The 15,603-nt window shown below is 62.2% G+C and carries 15 protein-coding genes; 2 read left to right on the forward strand and 13 right to left on the reverse strand.

From position 1 onward, the window contains the following. Nucleotides 1-28: 28 nt before the first annotated feature. Complete coding sequence (locus ACIOVD_RS06725; protein WP_095167582.1) at nucleotides 29-1,393, reverse strand: PLP-dependent aminotransferase family protein; 1,365 nt, start codon at nucleotides 1,391-1,393, stop codon at nucleotides 29-31. A gap of 211 nt (nucleotides 1,394-1,604) precedes the next feature. Further along, complete coding sequence (locus tag ACIOVD_RS06730) at nucleotides 1,605-2,366, reverse strand: SDR family oxidoreductase (RefSeq protein WP_401126752.1); 762 nt, start codon at nucleotides 2,364-2,366, stop codon at nucleotides 1,605-1,607. A gap of 232 nt (nucleotides 2,367-2,598) precedes the next feature. Between ACIOVD_RS06730 and ACIOVD_RS06735 the strand changes: the two genes are divergently transcribed. After that, a complete protein-coding gene (locus ACIOVD_RS06735) occupies nucleotides 2,599-3,603 on the forward strand; it encodes an NADP-dependent oxidoreductase (protein WP_095167578.1) in 1,005 nt (334 codons plus the stop codon). A 259-nt stretch (nucleotides 3,604-3,862) separates the two neighbouring features. Here the strand turns inward: ACIOVD_RS06735 and pyrF are convergent, their stop codons facing one another. The 11 genes from pyrF to ACIOVD_RS06790 form a co-directional block, all read right to left on the reverse strand. Further along, a complete protein-coding gene (gene pyrF / locus ACIOVD_RS06740) occupies nucleotides 3,863-4,564 on the reverse strand; it encodes an orotidine-5'-phosphate decarboxylase (RefSeq protein WP_162530196.1) in 702 nt (233 codons plus the stop codon). A 163-nt stretch (nucleotides 4,565-4,727) separates the two neighbouring features. Then, nucleotides 4,728-5,780, reverse strand: coding sequence for an AI-2E family transporter (locus tag ACIOVD_RS06745; protein WP_095167576.1), 1,053 nt, complete (start codon nucleotides 5,778-5,780; stop codon nucleotides 4,728-4,730). Between the two features lie 72 nt (nucleotides 5,781-5,852). Continuing rightward, entirely contained in the window at nucleotides 5,853-6,659 is an 807-nt protein-coding gene (locus ACIOVD_RS06750) for a DUF4892 domain-containing protein (RefSeq protein ID WP_095167574.1), read from the reverse strand. Nucleotides 6,660-6,682: 23 nt separating this feature from the next. Continuing rightward, a complete protein-coding gene (locus ACIOVD_RS06755) occupies nucleotides 6,683-7,342 on the reverse strand; it encodes a glutathione S-transferase family protein (RefSeq protein WP_095167572.1) in 660 nt (219 codons plus the stop codon). Nucleotides 7,343-7,392: 50 nt separating this feature from the next. Next, the gene (locus ACIOVD_RS06760; RefSeq protein ID WP_401126755.1) at nucleotides 7,393-8,244 is read right to left on the reverse strand and encodes an alpha/beta fold hydrolase; all 852 of its coding nucleotides are present in this window, start codon (nucleotides 8,242-8,244) and stop codon (nucleotides 7,393-7,395) included. Further along, a complete protein-coding gene (locus ACIOVD_RS06765) occupies nucleotides 8,241-9,047 on the reverse strand; it encodes an alpha/beta fold hydrolase (protein ID WP_095167569.1) in 807 nt (268 codons plus the stop codon). The genes ACIOVD_RS06760 and ACIOVD_RS06765 overlap by 4 nt, the downstream gene beginning before the upstream one ends. A 134-nt stretch (nucleotides 9,048-9,181) precedes the next feature. Next, nucleotides 9,182-9,625: a hotdog fold thioesterase gene (locus ACIOVD_RS06770; RefSeq protein ID WP_095167567.1), complete on the reverse strand. Its 444-nt coding sequence runs from the start codon at nucleotides 9,623-9,625 to the stop codon at nucleotides 9,182-9,184. A gap of 29 nt (nucleotides 9,626-9,654) precedes the next feature. Then, on the reverse strand, nucleotides 9,655-11,322 hold the full coding sequence (locus ACIOVD_RS06775) for an AMP-binding protein (protein WP_401126758.1): 1,668 nt from the start codon (nucleotides 11,320-11,322) through the stop codon (nucleotides 9,655-9,657). 107 nt (nucleotides 11,323-11,429) lie between these two features. Beyond that, a complete protein-coding gene (gene sixA, locus ACIOVD_RS06780; RefSeq protein ID WP_095167564.1) occupies nucleotides 11,430-11,882 on the reverse strand; it encodes a phosphohistidine phosphatase SixA in 453 nt (150 codons plus the stop codon). Next, nucleotides 11,879-12,226 carry a DUF4389 domain-containing protein gene (locus tag ACIOVD_RS06785; RefSeq protein ID WP_095167563.1) on the reverse strand — a complete coding sequence of 116 codons (348 nt, stop codon included), beginning with the start codon at nucleotides 12,224-12,226 and terminating at the stop codon, nucleotides 11,879-11,881. Before ACIOVD_RS06785 ends, sixA begins: the two co-directional genes overlap by 4 nt. 31 nt (nucleotides 12,227-12,257) lie before the next feature. Beyond that, complete coding sequence (locus ACIOVD_RS06790; RefSeq protein ID WP_159994460.1) at nucleotides 12,258-13,283, reverse strand: NAD(P)H-dependent glycerol-3-phosphate dehydrogenase; 1,026 nt, start codon at nucleotides 13,281-13,283, stop codon at nucleotides 12,258-12,260. 196 nt (nucleotides 13,284-13,479) lie between these two features. Between ACIOVD_RS06790 and ACIOVD_RS06795 the strand changes: the two genes are divergently transcribed. Next, nucleotides 13,480-15,603 carry a TonB-dependent siderophore receptor gene (locus ACIOVD_RS06795; RefSeq protein WP_159994458.1) on the forward strand — a complete coding sequence of 708 codons (2,124 nt, stop codon included), beginning with the start codon at nucleotides 13,480-13,482 and terminating at the stop codon, nucleotides 15,601-15,603.

Genomic DNA, 15,603 nt, shown 5'->3' on the forward strand with positions numbered 1-15,603 from the left:
ATGGCAAAAAGCTATGTATGCGTCGCTTTCAGAACGCTTGAGGTCGATCCTCCAATGCGCAGGCCTGAAAGAACGCCAATGCTTGTGAGTCGCCGGCATAGGCCACATTGATGCGCAACCAATCGCCGGCCTCGCCGCTGGGGCTGAATTCAGCGCTGCCAGCCAGGGCAATACCGTGTCGCTGCGCGAGGGCGCGTACGTGTTTCGCTGCACAAGCCCTGGGCCTGGCCCAGATATACAGCCCCCCCGAAGGTCTGCCAAAGACTTCCCAGTCCGCGTCCTCCAGCACCTGCAGTGACGCGTTCAGCTCGCGCTTCAAACGCAGCCGCTGGCGCTGCACCAGCTTGCGATATGCCCCGTTGGCCAGCAGGGTATGGAGCACCGCTTCACTGAAGCAGGAGACGCCCAGACTGGTGATCCGCTTGACCTGCGCCAGGCGCGCCACCAGCGCCTGATTGGCCACGACATAGCCGACCCGCAGCGAGCTGCTGAGGGTCTTGGAAAAACTGCCGAGGTAGATCACACAGCCAGCGTTATCCAGCGCGGCCAGACGAGTCGCACTGCGCCCGTGAAAATCGCCATAGACGTCATCTTCGACAATGCACAGCCCATATTGAGCGGCCAGCTCCAGCAGGCGTTGCGCCACAGCGAGGACCAGGCAACTGCCGGTAGGATTGTGAAACTGGCTGTTGATGAACAGTGCGCGCGGCTGATGGACTGCCAAGAGCGACTCAAGCACCTGGATGTCCGGCCCACGCGGGGTACGCGGCACCTCGAGCATCCGCACACCTGACAACCGCAATTGCTCGAACAGGTTCGAATGACCGGGCGTTTCCACCACCACACAATCACCGGGTTTGAGCAGGGTGCGGATGATCAGGTCCAGCCCATGGGTGGCGCCGGCAGTGGTGAGCACCTGGGACTGCTCGGCGACGATCGAAATCTGTTTCAGGCGCTTGAGAATCTGCAGGCGCAGGGCCGGCAAGCCATACACCGAGCTGTAGCTGAACAACCCCTGCATATCGGTGCGTGACATCTGCCGGATCGCATACCCGAGGTCATCGCTTTCGCGCCAGCTTTGCGGCATGCCGGCACATCCCAGGGGCAACGGGCTTGCCCCGGCAGCGAGCACTTCTTCAGAGCTGCACGGGAGCAGCGGCGTGACAACGAAATAGCTTGAACCATGACGCGATGCAAGCACGCCCTGCGCCACCATGCGCTCGTAGGCTTCTATCACGCAGGATTGGCTGAGCAGGTTGTCCCGGGCCAGTTGGCGAACAGAGGGTAAACGCGTGCCAGGCTCGATGGCACCCTGGCGAATTCTGCCGGCAAGCGCATCAACCACCTGCTGCACGACGGGGACCAGCGCCTGACGATCGATTCTCAATTCCATGAGAAATCAGCTCCAAATGTTTTAGATTATTTCCTCGATCAGTTAAGCACAGCCTGCCTGTCCGCTTGACGCGGCACCCGGTCAAAACCCCCTCGCCCTAACCCCTTGAAACACATTCACCAAAGACACAAAAAAGCCCACAGGAATGCGGGCTTGCTCTTACATAAGTTCCAGTGGTTGCACTGCAGAAAACTCGGCTTTCCTCAGTCCATCAAAAAGCCGTCACCCCACCATCCACGGCCAACGAATGGCCTGTGGTAAACGCCGCGCCATCGCTGCACAGGTACAGCACCGCACTGGCAATTTCTTCCACCTTGCCTATACGTCCCACCGGGTGCATGGCGGCAGCGAAGTCGGCCTTTTTCGGATCGGCCTCGTAGGCCCGACGGAACATGTCGGTATCAATCACCGCAGGACACACCGCATTGACCCGGATCTTTTTCTTCGCATATTCGATGGCGGCCGACTTGGTCAGGCCGATCACCGCGTGCTTGGACGCAGCGTAGATGCTCATCTTAGGTGCCGCCCCCAGGCCGGCCACCGAGGCGGTATTGACGATGGCGCCACCGCCCTGGGCCAGCATCAAAGGCAGTTGATGTTTCATGCACAGCCAGACACCTTTGACATTGACCCCCATGATCGCGTCGAACTCATCGAGCGTGCCCTCGGCCAGCTTGCCCTTTTCGATCTCGATCCCGGCGTTGTTGAAGGCGTAATCAATTCGGCCATAAGTACTCACGGCTTGCGCCATCAGGTTTTGCACGTCGCTTTCCTGGGTCACGTTGCAACGCACAAACACTGCCTCGCCACCGGCCGCACGAATCAGTTCGACCGCGCCCTCTCCCCCCGCCACATCGAGATCCGCCACCACCACTTGCAAGCCTTCGGCGGCAAATGCCTGGGCAGTCGCACGGCCGATACCGGCGGCCGCACCGGTCACCAACGCTACCCGGCCAGAAAACGTCATGCTCATTGTTGTGTCCTCGAAAAATGGGAGTGAACGCGTTTTGCCAGTCTAGCCACCCGGCCCTGTCGCACGTCAGCACTATCAGAAGGCCGGTTGATCGCTCATGAGTAGCAGTGATGAATAGGCCCACCGAACTATCACTGCGTTGGATCGAGCCGTATTCGCTGGATCAGCAAACCTTGCGACATCGGCCATGAGGGTCTATCAATCAGACTTCCTTCACCCTTGAGTACCCGCCATGACTGCCCAGACCAACCGCCAATTCCTGCTCGCCAAACGCCCGGTGGGGGCGGCAAACCGCGAAACCTTTACCTATCAGCAAGTACCGGTGGGCGAACCGGCGGCGGGCCAGATCCTGGTCAAGAACGAGTACCTGTCGCTGGACCCGGCCATGCGCGGCTGGATGAACGAAGGCAAGTCCTACATCGCGCCAGTGGGCATTGGCGAAGTCATGCGTGCCTTGGGCGTGGGCCAGGTCATTGCCTCCAACAACCCCGGGTTTACCGTGGGCGATTACGTCAACGGCGCACTAGGGGTGCAGGACTACTTCCTCGGTGAGCCGCGCGGTTTCTACAAGGTCGATCCGAAACTGGCGCCACTGCCACGTTACCTGTCAGCGCTGGGCATGACCGGCATGACCGCTTATTTCGCGCTGCTGGACGTCGGCGCACCCAAGGCCGGTGAAACCGTGGTGCTGTCTGGCGCCGCCGGAGCGGTCGGCAGCATCGCCGGGCAGATTGCCAAACTCAAAGGTTGCCGCGTGGTGGGCATTGCCGGGGGGGCCGACAAGTGCCGGTTCCTGATTGACGAACTGGGTTTCGACGGGGCCATCGACTACAAGAGTGAGGACGTGGTGGCCGGTCTCAAGCGCGAATGCCCGAAAGGCGTGGACGTGTACTTCGACAACGTCGGCGGCGACATCCTCGACGCTGTACTGAGCCGCCTGAACGTCAAGGCCCGCGTGATCATCTGCGGCGCCATCAGCCAGTACAACAACAAGGAAGCAATCAAGGGGCCGGCCAACTACCTCTCGCTGCTGGTCAACCGGGCACGCATGGAAGGATTCGTGGTGATGGACTACGCCGCACAATTCGCGGCCGCCGGGCAGGAAATGGCCGGCTGGATGGCCAAGGGTCAGCTCAAGAGCAAGGAGGATATCGTTGACGGACTGGAGACGTTCCCGGAAACCCTGATGAAATTGTTCAGCGGCGAAAACTTCGGGAAACTGGTGTTGAAGGTTTAACCCAAGCCAGCACTGCTGGCTTGTCGCACCCTCACCGGCAAGCCAGCCCCTACAGAAGCCACCACCACTCAACAGGCCGAGCGTTGGCTCGCCTGCAGCTCTTGATCTTGAGATAGCCGGGGCGTGGACTGCGTCCTCGAACGCAGCCTCGCGGGCTCGGCAGCTGCTACAGGGGATTGGGGTATTGCCGAGATCTAGGGTGTGGCGCAGGCCGCTATCGCGAGCAAGCTCGCTCCCACAGAAGAGAAATGCGCCGCCCCTACAAAGCCAACTCAGCCACAACCGCAGCCAACGCCTTGGCTGGATCAGCCGCCTGACTGATCGGACGCCCGATCACCAGATAGTCAGAACCCGCATCCAGAGCCTGGCGCGGAGTAAGGATCCGGCGCTGATCGTCCTGCGCACTGCCCGCCGGACGAATCCCCGGGGTCACCAGTTGCAGCGACGGATGTGCCGCCTTCAAGGCCTGGGCTTCCAGCGCCGAACACACCAGGCCATCCATCCCGGCTTTCTGCGCCAGTGCCGCCAGACGCAAGACCTGCTCCTGCGGCTCGATGTCCAGGCCGATCCCGGCCAGGTCCTCACGCTCCATGCTGGTCAGCACCGTCACGCCAATCAGCAGCGGCTTGGGACCACTGCGCTGGTCGAGCACTTCACGGCAGGCCGCCATCATGCGCAAGCCACCGGAGCAATGCACGTTGACCATCCACACACCCATCTCCGCTGCCGCCTTGACGGCCATCGCAGTGGTGTTGGGAATGTCGTGGAACTTGAGGTCGAGAAATACTTCAAAACCCTTGTCGCGCAGGGTTCCGACGATTTCCGCAGCACAACTGGTGAACAGCTCTTTACCGACCTTGACCCGGCACAGCTTGGGGTCCAACTGGTCAGCCAGCTTCAGTGCGGCGTCACGGGTAGGGAAATCCAGGGCGACGATGATAGGAGTCTGGCAGGCGGACATGAGTGGGCTCTCAGGCAAGTCGAAATCGGCGCGCATTGTAGCGGAACGCGAGCCCGTCCGGGACCCGATGATCGGTAAATCATCATCAACGGTGCCCATGACTGAAAAAAAGCCTCAAAGAGCTGACGCGCTCGTTGCCACCCGCGTCAGCCCGCCCTCCCTTTCAGCGCTTGTCTTCAACCCGTGCCTGGCTGTTGCTCCAGTCGATCAGCAGACTATAGGCCACCGCCAGCAAGGTCGGGCCGATGAACAGGCCGATAAAGCCGAAGGCAATCAAACCGCCAAAGACCCCGAGCAAGACGATCACCAACGGCAGGTTACCGCCACGGCTGATCAGGTAGGGTTTGAGCACGTTGTCGACGCCACTGATGATGAACATCCCCCAGACACCGAGGAACACTGCAAACCCGTAGTCGCCCTTCCACACCAGCCAGGCCGTGGCCGGAATCCACACCAGGGGTGGGCCCATGGGAATCAGGCTGAGCAGGAAGGTGACGATGCCCAGCACCAGCGCCCCCGGCACACCGGCGATTAGGAAACCGATCAGGGCCAGCACGGCCTGCGCCGCCGCCGTGCCAATGACCCCGTTGACCACCCGCTGCACGGTGCCGGCCACCAACTCGATGTAGTAACCGGCCCGCTCGCCGATCAGGCGTTCCAGCAGACGGTGGACAAAACCCGCCAGCCGCGGGCCATCGCGGTAGAAAAAGAACACGAAGACGATGCTCAGTGTCAGCTCCAGGATACCGCCACCGATCTGCGCACTGCGTGCCAGCAACCAGTTGCCGACCTGCCCCAGATAGGGTTTGACCGTCACCATCAGTGCCGCGCCCTGCTGGTCGACGCTGTTCCAGATACCCACCAACCGTCCCCCGACCAGGGGAATGGAGCCGAGCCAGACGGGCGCTTCGGGCAGGCCATCGACCTGGACATCCTTGATGAAGACCGTGGCATCGCGCACATGGTCCGCCAGGTTGAAACCCAGCCATACCAGTGGCGCCGCCACCAGCACCATCCAGCCCAGGGTCAGCACGGCGGCGGCCAGGGATTCGCGACCGTTGAGCCAACGGGTCAGCAGGCGCATCAACGGCCAACTGGCGAACGCCAGCACCGCCCCCCAGAACAGCGCCGACCAGAACGGCGCCATCACCCAGAAACTGGCACCGAATAACACCAGGAGCAGGATCTGCACCAACAGGCGATCGTTATTGAGCATGAAAAATCTCGAACAGGGTTAATCGACAAAAGTGCAAGCGAACGGCCCAAGGCACGTTCGCTTGCACAGAGCTTAACGCAAGAGTTCGAAATGCAGGCCAGGGTCTTTCACCTCACCCAGGTCCAACCGCGCACTGCGCACGCCCTGTGCCACCAGCGCCTGACGCCAGGCATCGGCTTGGGCCCCGGAAACACTGACCCGCAACGTGGTATCGAGGTTCAGGCCACGGGACAGCAACGTCACCCACGAGGCCTGGGGTTCCCCGGTCAAGCGTGGCAGGTCCAGCGTGCCTGTGTCCTTGAGTTGCCGTAACAACGTGGCAGAGGTAGGCAACAGCTCACCCAAGGGGGCACCGGCGTCGAATTGCTCGACATGCAGGTACGCCCGGCGATTGCCTCGCGTGATGCTGTACAGCGCCACCAATGAGTTGTCCTGGGGTGCAGCCAGGCGTAGCAGCAAGTAGGCCTGGCCGTTATCGGCACCATAGAGCTTGGCGTTGCCGAAGACTTCGTTGGCCCACAGGCTGCTTTCGCCGCAATCACGCGCCTGGCACCAGAACAACAGCTCGGCGCCCTGCTTCTGCAAGGCCTCGCGGGCTGCGGTGAAGGCAGCGGTGGCGGAATGTTCCGGTGGCAACTCATAGGTCACCGAGGTCATCTGGCCCCGCGCAGTGACTTGCCCGTCAAACCGCAACTGGCCGCTGATCTTGCGGATCGCACCCATGGGGTAGATCCGCTCCAGCTCGGCGGGCGGACGATAATCGACGATTTGCGCATCGGCCATGCGTGGCACCAGCGGCAAATCCTGGCTGCCCGGCACGTCGGCAGCCGACGCCAACGAACTGCAACAGGCAAGTACGAACAAACTGAAAAAACGCATGCGCTTCAACCTTGAAGAGACTCTCATCGGATCAGCATGGCCTGGGCGCCCTTGATGACACTGGCGTCGTCGATGCGTTGTGGCACCAACAACCCGCGCTGCACTGCCGGGCGCTCGGCCATGGCAGCCATCCAGCGCTGCAAGGCCGGCAAGCCATCAACCGAGACCCCGGACCACTCATGGCCACGCACCCACGGATAGGTCGCAATGTCGGCAATGCTGTAGGTGTCGGCGAGGTATTCAACGGTTTCCAGACGGCTGTCGAGCACCTCGTACAGGCGGCGGGTTTCGTGCTGGTAACGGTCGATGGCGCCCTGCAGCTTTTCCGCAAAGTAGCGGAAAAACACATTCGCCTGGCCCTGCATCGGGCCGATGCCGCCCATCTGGAACATCAACCACTGGATTACCCGCGAACGCCCTTGTGGGTCGGTGGGCAGCAATTGCCCGCTCAGCTCAGCGAGGTAGAGCAGGATCGCGCCGGATTCGAACACGGCAAAATCGCCGTTGGCGCGGTCGACAATCGCCGGAATCCGGCCATTGGGATTGATCTTGAGAAACGCGGGTGCCTTTTGTTCCTTCTTGTCGAAACTCAGGGCATGCACCGTGTAGGGCATGCCGAGTTCCTCGAGCACGATAGAGACCTTGTGGCCATTAGGGGTCGCAGCGGTGTAGAGATCTATCATGGTTGTCTCCCATTTCAACCCGCCCAGCCTCGACAGTTGCCCGCTGCAAGTCAAGGAATGGCGAAAAAGCGATTGAAACAGTCTGCAACAAGGGTTGCCCCCTCCTCGTCGTTCAAGTGCAAGTGATGCCCGCCTGGCAGCTGTTCGTGGCTAAAGGGTAGACGCTCCAACAGCTCGGGATGCTTGCCGAGCATGCCGTCGGCCGCGACCACCAGGTGCGCCGGACAACTGACGCGCCGGGCAAAGGACAGCGCCTGCTCACTGGACAGGCGCAGGGGTGAAGGCAGTGTCAGGCGACTGTCAGTGCGCCAGGTGTAGCCGCCCGGCACCGGCATCAGCCCGCGCTCGGCGAGCAACTCAGCCGCTTCACGACTGACCGCCACCAGGCCTTTCATCCTCACTTGCACAGCCTGGTCAATGCTGCTGTAGACCGGTTTGCGCTTGCCTTGCAGGTCCAGTTGCGCCTGCAACGCCATGCCCATGCGCTCGGCAGCATTGTCATGTTCCGCCGTGGGGGGAATCACCCCGTCGATCAACGCCAGGTGCGTCACGCGCTCGGGCATGGCACCCGCCAGCACCACCGAGACAATCGCCCCCATGGAATGGCCAAGCAGGGCAAATCGGTGCCAGCCCATCTGTTCGGCAACGTGCAGCACGTCGTGGGCGTAATCCCACAGGGCATAACCGGCCCCCAGGGGGCGATGCCCGGAATGGCCATGCCCGGCCATGTCCAGGGCCAACACGCGCAAGCCCTTGAGCCGGGGGGCCAGCCTGGCGAAGCTGTTGGCGTTGTCGAGCCAGCCATGCAGAGCGATCACTGGCAGGCCGTCTTCAGGCCCGAACAGGTGGGCCGCCAATTCGATGTGCGGCAGGTTCAGGCGCACCTCGGTGACGCTGCTCACGCGCATTCCCGGTCGCTGCGACCGGCCCAGCGCTGGAACAGCTCCTTGAGCAATCCGGCGGTGTCTTGTGGCCGCTCGAGGGGGAACATGTGGCCGCCGGGCACAGTCAGGGACTCGCCCTGGGGCATGCGGGCCACCGCGCTGGCGTGATGACGCATGACCACCCGGCTCTGCCGCCCACGCACCACCGCCAGCGGCACCTGCAACTGACGCGTACGACCAGGACTGGTGTGCGGCACCCCCCGGTAGATACTGATCTCGGTGGCCGGGTCAAAACGCAACCGCAAACGATCGCCGACCTTGTGCAAACCATGTTGCAGGTAGGCGTCGAAACACTCCGGGTCGAAACCGCGGAACAGGCTCTTGCCGGCAAAGTAATGCCGGGCGGCCTCGAGGTCGGCAAACTCTTCCCGGCGCCCCAAGGTGCGGCCGGCGGGGGTCAGGCGGTCGATTAAACCAAAACGCTTGGCCGCGCGGATCACCCACTGATCGGTACGGGTCAGCACGGGCGAATCAAGCATCACCACCCCGCGGTACAACTGCGGGCAACGCAATGCGGCGTGCAGGTGCAGGACGCCGCCGAAGGAATGCCCCACCCCCCACACCGGGCCTGGTTGCTGCTCCAGGTGATGGATCAACTCGTCCACCAGGTTGAACCAGTTGTCGTCCGCCGGAAACCGTGGGTCATGGGCGTGCTGCTGCAGATGCGCGACTTGATACTCCGGCGCAAGTGCGGCAAACAACTTGCCGTAGGTGCCTGAAGGAAAGCCATTGGCATGGGCGAAAAAAATCTGCTGCGGCATAACGACATATCCATAAACAAAATCAAGGGTTGATTGTCCGCAAGACCCAGGTCCGGGGCAATGACCGTAACTGCCAGGAAGGGTGACAGTCAGGCCATGGTTATGTAGATCGCCCACGCCCCAGCAGCAGCGGATCAGCGTGCTGGAGGTGCCTCACCCAGCGGCACCACCGCCATGGTCAGGCGCGACACGCAACTGGCCTTGCCTTCATCGCTGCTCAGGCGAATGTCCCAGACGTGGGTGGTACGCCCGATGTGGATCGGCCTGGCCACCGCCGTGACCCGCCCGCTGCGCAGCCCTCGCAGGTGGTTGGCATTGATTTCCAGGCCAACGCAATAGAACTTGCTCGCATCGATGCACAGGTAACTGGCCATCGAGCCAACCGACTCGGCCAGCACCACGGAGGCGCCGCCATGCAACAAGCCGTAGGGCTGATGGGTGCGGTGATCGATCACCATGCTGGCGGTCAGCGATTGCTCGTCAAACGACTCAAAACGAATATCCAGCACTTCGCCAATGGTGTTTTTCTGAATCGCATTCAGTTGTTCAATGTTTGGAGCAGTACGCCACAGACTCATCTCTTGGTCCCTTATTGCTGTTGTTTGCCTCAATCCTGCCACAGCACCGCTTCGCTGCGCGCGCTCCATTCCTCGAAGCGCGCACCGTAGGTGGCCTCGATCACGTTGCGCTTGATCTTCAGGGTCGGGGTCAGAAAGCCGTTCTCCACCGCCCAGCTGTCCTTGACCACCACCAACTGGCGCAGGCGCTCATGTTTGTCGAGGGCGCCATTGACCTCTTCGAGCAGGCTTTCCAGGCTCGCATGCAGGGCATTTCGCGCCGCGCTGGCGGCATCCTGCAGTCCCACCGCCGACAGCACGCACAGGCCCAACGGCGCACTCAGGCCGTCGCCAACCACACACACTTGCTCGATGCGCGAGTGCACCGCCAGGCGGTTCTCGATCGGTGCCGGGGCCACGTACTTGCCCTTGCTGGTCTTGAAGATTTCCTTGAGCCGTCCGGTCAGGCGCAAATAACCCTCGGCGTCCTGCTCGCCCTTATCGCCAGTGCGCAGAAATCCATCTTCGGTAATGGTCTCGGCGGTTTTCTGCGGCTCCTTGAAATAGCCCTGCATGGTGGCGCCGCTGCGCACCTGCACCTCGCCCGTTGTGTCGATGCGCACTTGCACCTCAGGGCACGGTTTGCCGATCCAGCCGGGGCGTTGCTGGCCCGGCAGGGAGATATGCGAATAACCGCAACTTTCGGTCATCCCGTAGACCTCCAGCACATCCAGTCCCAGGCGCTTGTACCAATGCAGCAGGGCCAAGGGCACCGGTGCAGCGCCGGACAGGGCAATGCGCAAGGCATCCAGGCCCAGGCCGGCCAGCACCTTGTGCCCGACCCGCTTGCCGATGATCGGCAGACCCAGCAAAAAATCCAGGCGTCGGGCCGGGATCTTGCTGTAGACCCCCATCTGGAACTTGGTCCAGATCCGCGGCACGCCAAACAACGCCGTGGGCCGGGCGCGCTGCAAATCGACCAGGAAGGTGTCGAGGCTCTCGGCAAAAAACACTGTTTGCCCGGTATAAATCGATGCCATTTCGACAAACATGCGTTCGGCGACATGGCACAGCGGCAGGTACGACAACAGTCGATCCGACTCAGTGAGGTTGAACAACTGGGTGCCATGGGTGGCGGCAAAGCCGAGGTTGGCAAAGCTGTGCATCACCCCTTTGGGCAGGCCAGTGGTGCCGGAGGTATAGATGATGGTCGCCAACTCGTCGGCATCCGGCGTCGGGTTGTCCTGGATCGGTGAACTGCGCTGCAGGTCGGCCCAACTGTAGTCAAACGTCGCCGCGGGGCACAGTGGCAGGCTGATGGTGGGCAGGTCGGCGCTGACGCCCTTGGACATGCCTGGCCAGTCATCCAGCTTGCCGATGAATGCCAGGGCCGCCTGCGAGTGCTCCAGCACCTGGGCCACCGACTCGGCCGTCAGGTTGGGGTACAGCGGCACCGACACATGCCCGGCCATCCAGATCGCCAGGTCAGCGATGATCCAGTGCGCACAGTTTTTCGAGATCAGAGCAATGTGGCTGCCCTGGGGCAATTCCCGGGCGCGCAGCCAGTGCGCGGCGCAACGAGCCTGGTGACCGACATCGGCCCAGGTCAGCGTCTCGACCTGGCCACCCCCGGTCGGCTGGACCATGAACCGCTGGCGCGGGTGACGGGCTTCACGCTCGTAGAACACTTGCAGCGGCAAACGAAAAGCGGCGGGCATGGAATGCGCTCCTGTTTTTGTTCGGTGTCGCCGCAAGCGTAGACCAACCAAGCGATTGCTTGGTTGTCTATTTCAAACAAAAAACCCCGCCCCTGAGCGCCGGGGTATTACGGGTGTTTGAGGCTGTTGAGCTTCATCAGCCCGGCCAGCGGCCACTCGCCTTCGAGTTCCGCCAGGCCTGCCGTGCGCACGGCCACAGGCTCCTGCACATGACCGTGCTGCAAAAACCCCAGCAGATTGCCCACCAACGGGTTGTGGCTGACCAGCAGCACGTTGTCCACCGAGGCCAGTTGCTCGGCCACGGCTTGCGGGCGGCTGTCGGGGGTCAGCCATTCGACGGTGCGAATGTCTGGCACGAAACCCAGGGCCTCGCGCACCAGTTGTGCCGTTTGCTGGGCGCGCAGATAGGGGCTGGCGTAGATCGCGGTCAGCGGTTCGCCGATCAACCGGGCGGCACTGCGCAAGGCTTCCTCGCAGCCGTGGGGCGTCAATGCCCGCTCCGAGTCCGGACGCGAACCATAGGGCTGGGCTTCACCATGGCGCAACACCCAGACTTTCATAGTTTTGGCTCCTCATCACGGACCGGATGTGGTGCTGGCGCCACTGTGTGCGGGGCCTCGCCTTCCGGGGTGCGCGGGGTTGGCCAGTCGGCAAACGGCCAGGGTTTCTGGTCGCTGTGGAAGCTGCCGAAACGGCCGATCTGCGCGAGGAACTGGCTGAGGCTGTCACCGAAGTTCATCAGCCCGGCACTCGGGGCACCATAAATCAGGCGGTAGACCAGTTGCACCAGCACCACGGCGCCGAGAATGAATTGCGCCACCTGCCACACCAGCACAAACACCAGCATCCACAGCACCCGCAGGAGGATCGACTCGTACCTGGCTTCTACTTTGGGTTCGTTCATGTCTTGCTCCCTGCCCCCGTCAATCGAGGGCTCAGTTGAAACCGCTGGTGGAGATAAAATCGACATCGGTTTTCGGCTCGCCACGCATCAGCAGTTCAATCACCTGCTCCAGCGTGCGCCCTTCAAACAGAATGGCGTGCAGGCCGGCGACCAACGGCATATAGACTCCGACTTCCTGGGACTTGGCCTTGAGCACCTTGAGGGTGTTGACGCCCTCGGCGACCTCGCCCAGGCGGTTCACCGCATCCTCCAGGCTCAAGCCCTGGCCCAGGGCAAAACCCACCTGATAGTTGCGGCTCTTGGGTGAAGAGCAGGTGACAATCAAGTCGCCGACCCCGGCCAGACCGAGGAACGTCATCGGGTTGGCACCACGATTCACCGCAAAACGGGTCATTTCCGCCAGCGCCCGGGTGATCAACATGCTCTTGGTGTTTTCCCCCATGCCCAGCGCCACGGCCATGCCGGCGATGATCGCGTAGACGTTTTTCAGCGCGCCACCCAACTCGACCCCAAAACGGTCTGCACTGGCGTAGACGCGGAAGGTCCGGCCGTGCAGCGCGGCTTGTACGCGCTGGCACAGCTCTTCGTCCTCACTGGCCACCACCGTGGCTGTCAGGGCGTGTTCGGCGACTTCACGGGCCAGGTTCGGCCCGGAGAGCACCCCGATACGCGCTTGCGGAGCGATTTCCTCGAGGATCTCACTCATCAGCATGAAGCTTTGCGCCTCAATGCCTTTGGTCAGGCTCACCAGGAACTTGCCACTCAGGCGCTCGGCATGGGGTGCCAGCACCGAGCGCAGGGCGCTGGACGGCAGTGCGACAAAACTCAGATCACAATCGTCGAGGGTGGCCTGCAGATCGGTGACCGGCTCCACGGCCGGATGCACCTTGATACCTTTGAGGTAGCGTGGGTTCTCGCGGTTGACTCGAATGGCCTCGGCCTGCTCGGGATCGCGCATCCATTGGCGAACCGCATGACCGTTCTCAGCCAGCAGATTTGCCACAGCGGTACCAAAACTCCCGCCCCCCAGGACCGCAATCGGGCGCTGTTCATTCATATGTAGTCCATTAATCCATTGCAATGGCGATGACAGCATTATACGGGGCGGCCGTGCATCGACCAGCCCCCCGAACAATTACCGACATCAGTAGGACGCTAGACAACAAAACGAAGGAAAACGCTGACATCGTGACTGGAAAACTCGACCAGCTCGGTTAACATGCGCCCCATCCAAACGGTATCAAGGCTGTTCCGTGGTTGCTGGTCCCTCCCCCCTCCATTCTTCGCTGGCCCTGGCGTTGCTGTTCAGCGACACCTTGCTGGCCGATGACCTGTTCCTGGAAAACCTGCCGCTGCCACAAGTGCTGACCGCCACCCGACTCAAACAGTCGCCCGCCGCCGTGCCGGGCAGCATGAGCGTGCTCGACAGCGAACTGATCAAGGCCAGCGGCGCGCGGGACATCAGCGAGCTGTTGCGGCTGGTACCGGGGATGATGGTGGGCAACATCAACGGCAACCAGGCGGTGGTCAACTACCACGGCAGCAATGCCAGTCAGGCGCGGCGCATGCAAGTACTGATCGATGGGCGCTCGGTGTACCGCGCCGGCCTGGCAACGGTGGACTGGAGCGATATCGCGGTAGCGCTGGAAGACGTTGAGCGCATCGAGGTGTTTCGCGGGCCCAACACCGTCAGCTACGGCGCCAATGCCCTGATGGCCGTGGTCAACATCATTACCCGCGCCCCGGCCAACAGCCATGGCACACGGGTCAAAGTCACCCGCGGCCAGCGCGGGATCAATGACTGGTACGCCAGCCACGGCACCGGCTGGGGCAGTGGCGACCTGCGCCTGTCGTTGTCGGGCCAGGAAGACGACGGCTTCGACTCCGACCAGCGGGGTGCGGACTACCACGACAGCCGGCGCCTGGACCGGGTCAACCTGGCCATCAGCCAGACACTCGACGAACAGCACAGCCTCGACTGGCAGCTCAACGCCAAGGACGGCAGCAATCAGCGGCCCTATACCTACCGTCCGGTATTCCCCGGGATTACCGCCGCCGGAAACAATTCCGACGTGAGCGCCAAGAATTATTCCACCTCCCTGCGCTGGAACCTCGACCTGAACCCCGAGCACAGCCTCTATGTCCAGGGCACGGCACAGCACTGGGATCGCCAGCAAACCTGGCGCGCCTGTGATGCCGAAATATCGTTCAGCCCGCAACTGGCGGAGCTCTGGCAACTGGACCCGAACTACACCGAGCGCCTGGCGCGCAACATGGACAGCTTCACCGCCAGCGGTGCCCCAAGCTCGACGCCAGAGCAGGAGGCACTGGCCAACCAGGCCCTGGCGCAGTGGCGAGGCGGCGCCAATCGGACCGTCTGCGGCAACATCGACCAAAGCACCCGGGAATCGCGCTACGACCTGGAACTGCAGGACACCCTGAGCCTGTCCGATAGTCTGCGCCTGGTCAGCGGCTTGAACTATCGTTACGACCGGGCCGACTCCGAGACCTACTTCAATGGCACCCTCGATGACACCACCTCGCGCCTGTTCGGCCAGTTGGAGTGGCGTGCCACCGAGCACTGGCTACTGCAGGGCGGTGCAATGTACGAAAAAACCCGTTTGATCGGTGACTCGCTGACCCCGCGCTTCGCGATCAACTACCTGATCAACCCGCGCCATGGCCTGCGCGCGGTGTACTCCGAAGCCGTGCGCTCGCCCGACATGTTCGAGAACAACGTCAATTGGAGCTATCGGGTGACCGGGCTCAACCCCACGGCCTACGGCAGGCCCAACGCCCGTTATTTCGTCAAGACCCGCGGTCCCGGCGATCTCGAGCAGGAACACATGCGCTCGCGCGAACTCGGCTACAACGGCTATTTCGCCCAGTTGGGCCTGAACCTCGACGTCAAGCTGTTCCACGACGAGATCACCGGGATGATCAGCGAGTCGCTGCGCAACAATCAGTTCATTGCCAGCAATTCCAACACCGCTCGCTTTCAAGGTACGGAAACCCAGCTCGACTGGCGCCTGAGTGCTGTCGACCGGTTACGCCTGACCTACGCCTATGTCGACGCCGAGGCCAGCAGCCCCCAGGACCAGCAACTGACCGCGCGCAACAGTGGCTCCGCCGGCTGGCTGCGCGATTGGGGCAACGGCTGGAACAGCGCGCTGTTCTACTACGGCGACGACGCCCTCAATGGCTACCGTTTCGAACGGCTCGACTCGCGCCTGGCCAAACGCATCGCCCTGGGCAAGGCCAGCCTGGAGCTGGCCGGCACCCTGCAACAACGCCTGGACAATCAGCCCAACACCTTCGCCGACAATTACTACGACTCACGCCACGTGCTGTACTTCAGCGCCGAGCTGGTGTTCTGA

Origin of the sequence: Pseudomonas sp. NPDC087626 (assembly GCF_044743405.1) — a bacterium.
Taxonomy (GTDB): Bacteria; Pseudomonadota; Gammaproteobacteria; order Pseudomonadales; family Pseudomonadaceae; genus Aquipseudomonas.

Excerpts from the sequence above, each read along its gene's own strand:
- ACIOVD_RS06785 (WP_095167563.1), bottom strand. The coding sequence starts at position 12,226 with ATGAACGAACCCAAAGTAGAAGCCAGGTACGAGTCGATCCTCCTGCGG.
- ACIOVD_RS06790 (WP_159994460.1), bottom strand. The coding sequence starts at position 13,283 with ATGAATGAACAGCGCCCGATTGCGGTCCTGGGGGGCGGGAGTTTTGGT.
- ACIOVD_RS06735 (WP_095167578.1), top strand. The coding sequence starts at position 2,599 with ATGACTGCCCAGACCAACCGCCAATTCCTGCTCGCCAAACGCCCGGTG.
- sixA (WP_095167564.1), bottom strand. The coding sequence starts at position 11,882 with ATGAAAGTCTGGGTGTTGCGCCATGGTGAAGCCCAGCCCTATGGTTCG.
- ACIOVD_RS06745 (WP_095167576.1), bottom strand. The coding sequence starts at position 5,780 with ATGCTCAATAACGATCGCCTGTTGGTGCAGATCCTGCTCCTGGTGTTA.
- pyrF (WP_162530196.1), bottom strand. The coding sequence starts at position 4,564 with ATGTCCGCCTGCCAGACTCCTATCATCGTCGCCCTGGATTTCCCTACC.
- ACIOVD_RS06750 (WP_095167574.1), bottom strand. The coding sequence starts at position 6,659 with ATGCGTTTTTTCAGTTTGTTCGTACTTGCCTGTTGCAGTTCGTTGGCG.
- ACIOVD_RS06755 (WP_095167572.1), bottom strand. The coding sequence starts at position 7,342 with ATGATAGATCTCTACACCGCTGCGACCCCTAATGGCCACAAGGTCTCT.
- ACIOVD_RS06730 (WP_401126752.1), bottom strand. The coding sequence starts at position 2,366 with ATGAGCATGACGTTTTCTGGCCGGGTAGCGTTGGTGACCGGTGCGGCC.
- ACIOVD_RS06725 (WP_095167582.1), bottom strand. The coding sequence starts at position 1,393 with ATGGAATTGAGAATCGATCGTCAGGCGCTGGTCCCCGTCGTGCAGCAG.
- ACIOVD_RS06775 (WP_401126758.1), bottom strand. The coding sequence starts at position 11,322 with ATGCCCGCCGCTTTTCGTTTGCCGCTGCAAGTGTTCTACGAGCGTGAA.
- ACIOVD_RS06765 (WP_095167569.1), bottom strand. The coding sequence starts at position 9,047 with ATGCCGCAGCAGATTTTTTTCGCCCATGCCAATGGCTTTCCTTCAGGC.
- ACIOVD_RS06770 (WP_095167567.1), bottom strand. The coding sequence starts at position 9,625 with ATGAGTCTGTGGCGTACTGCTCCAAACATTGAACAACTGAATGCGATT.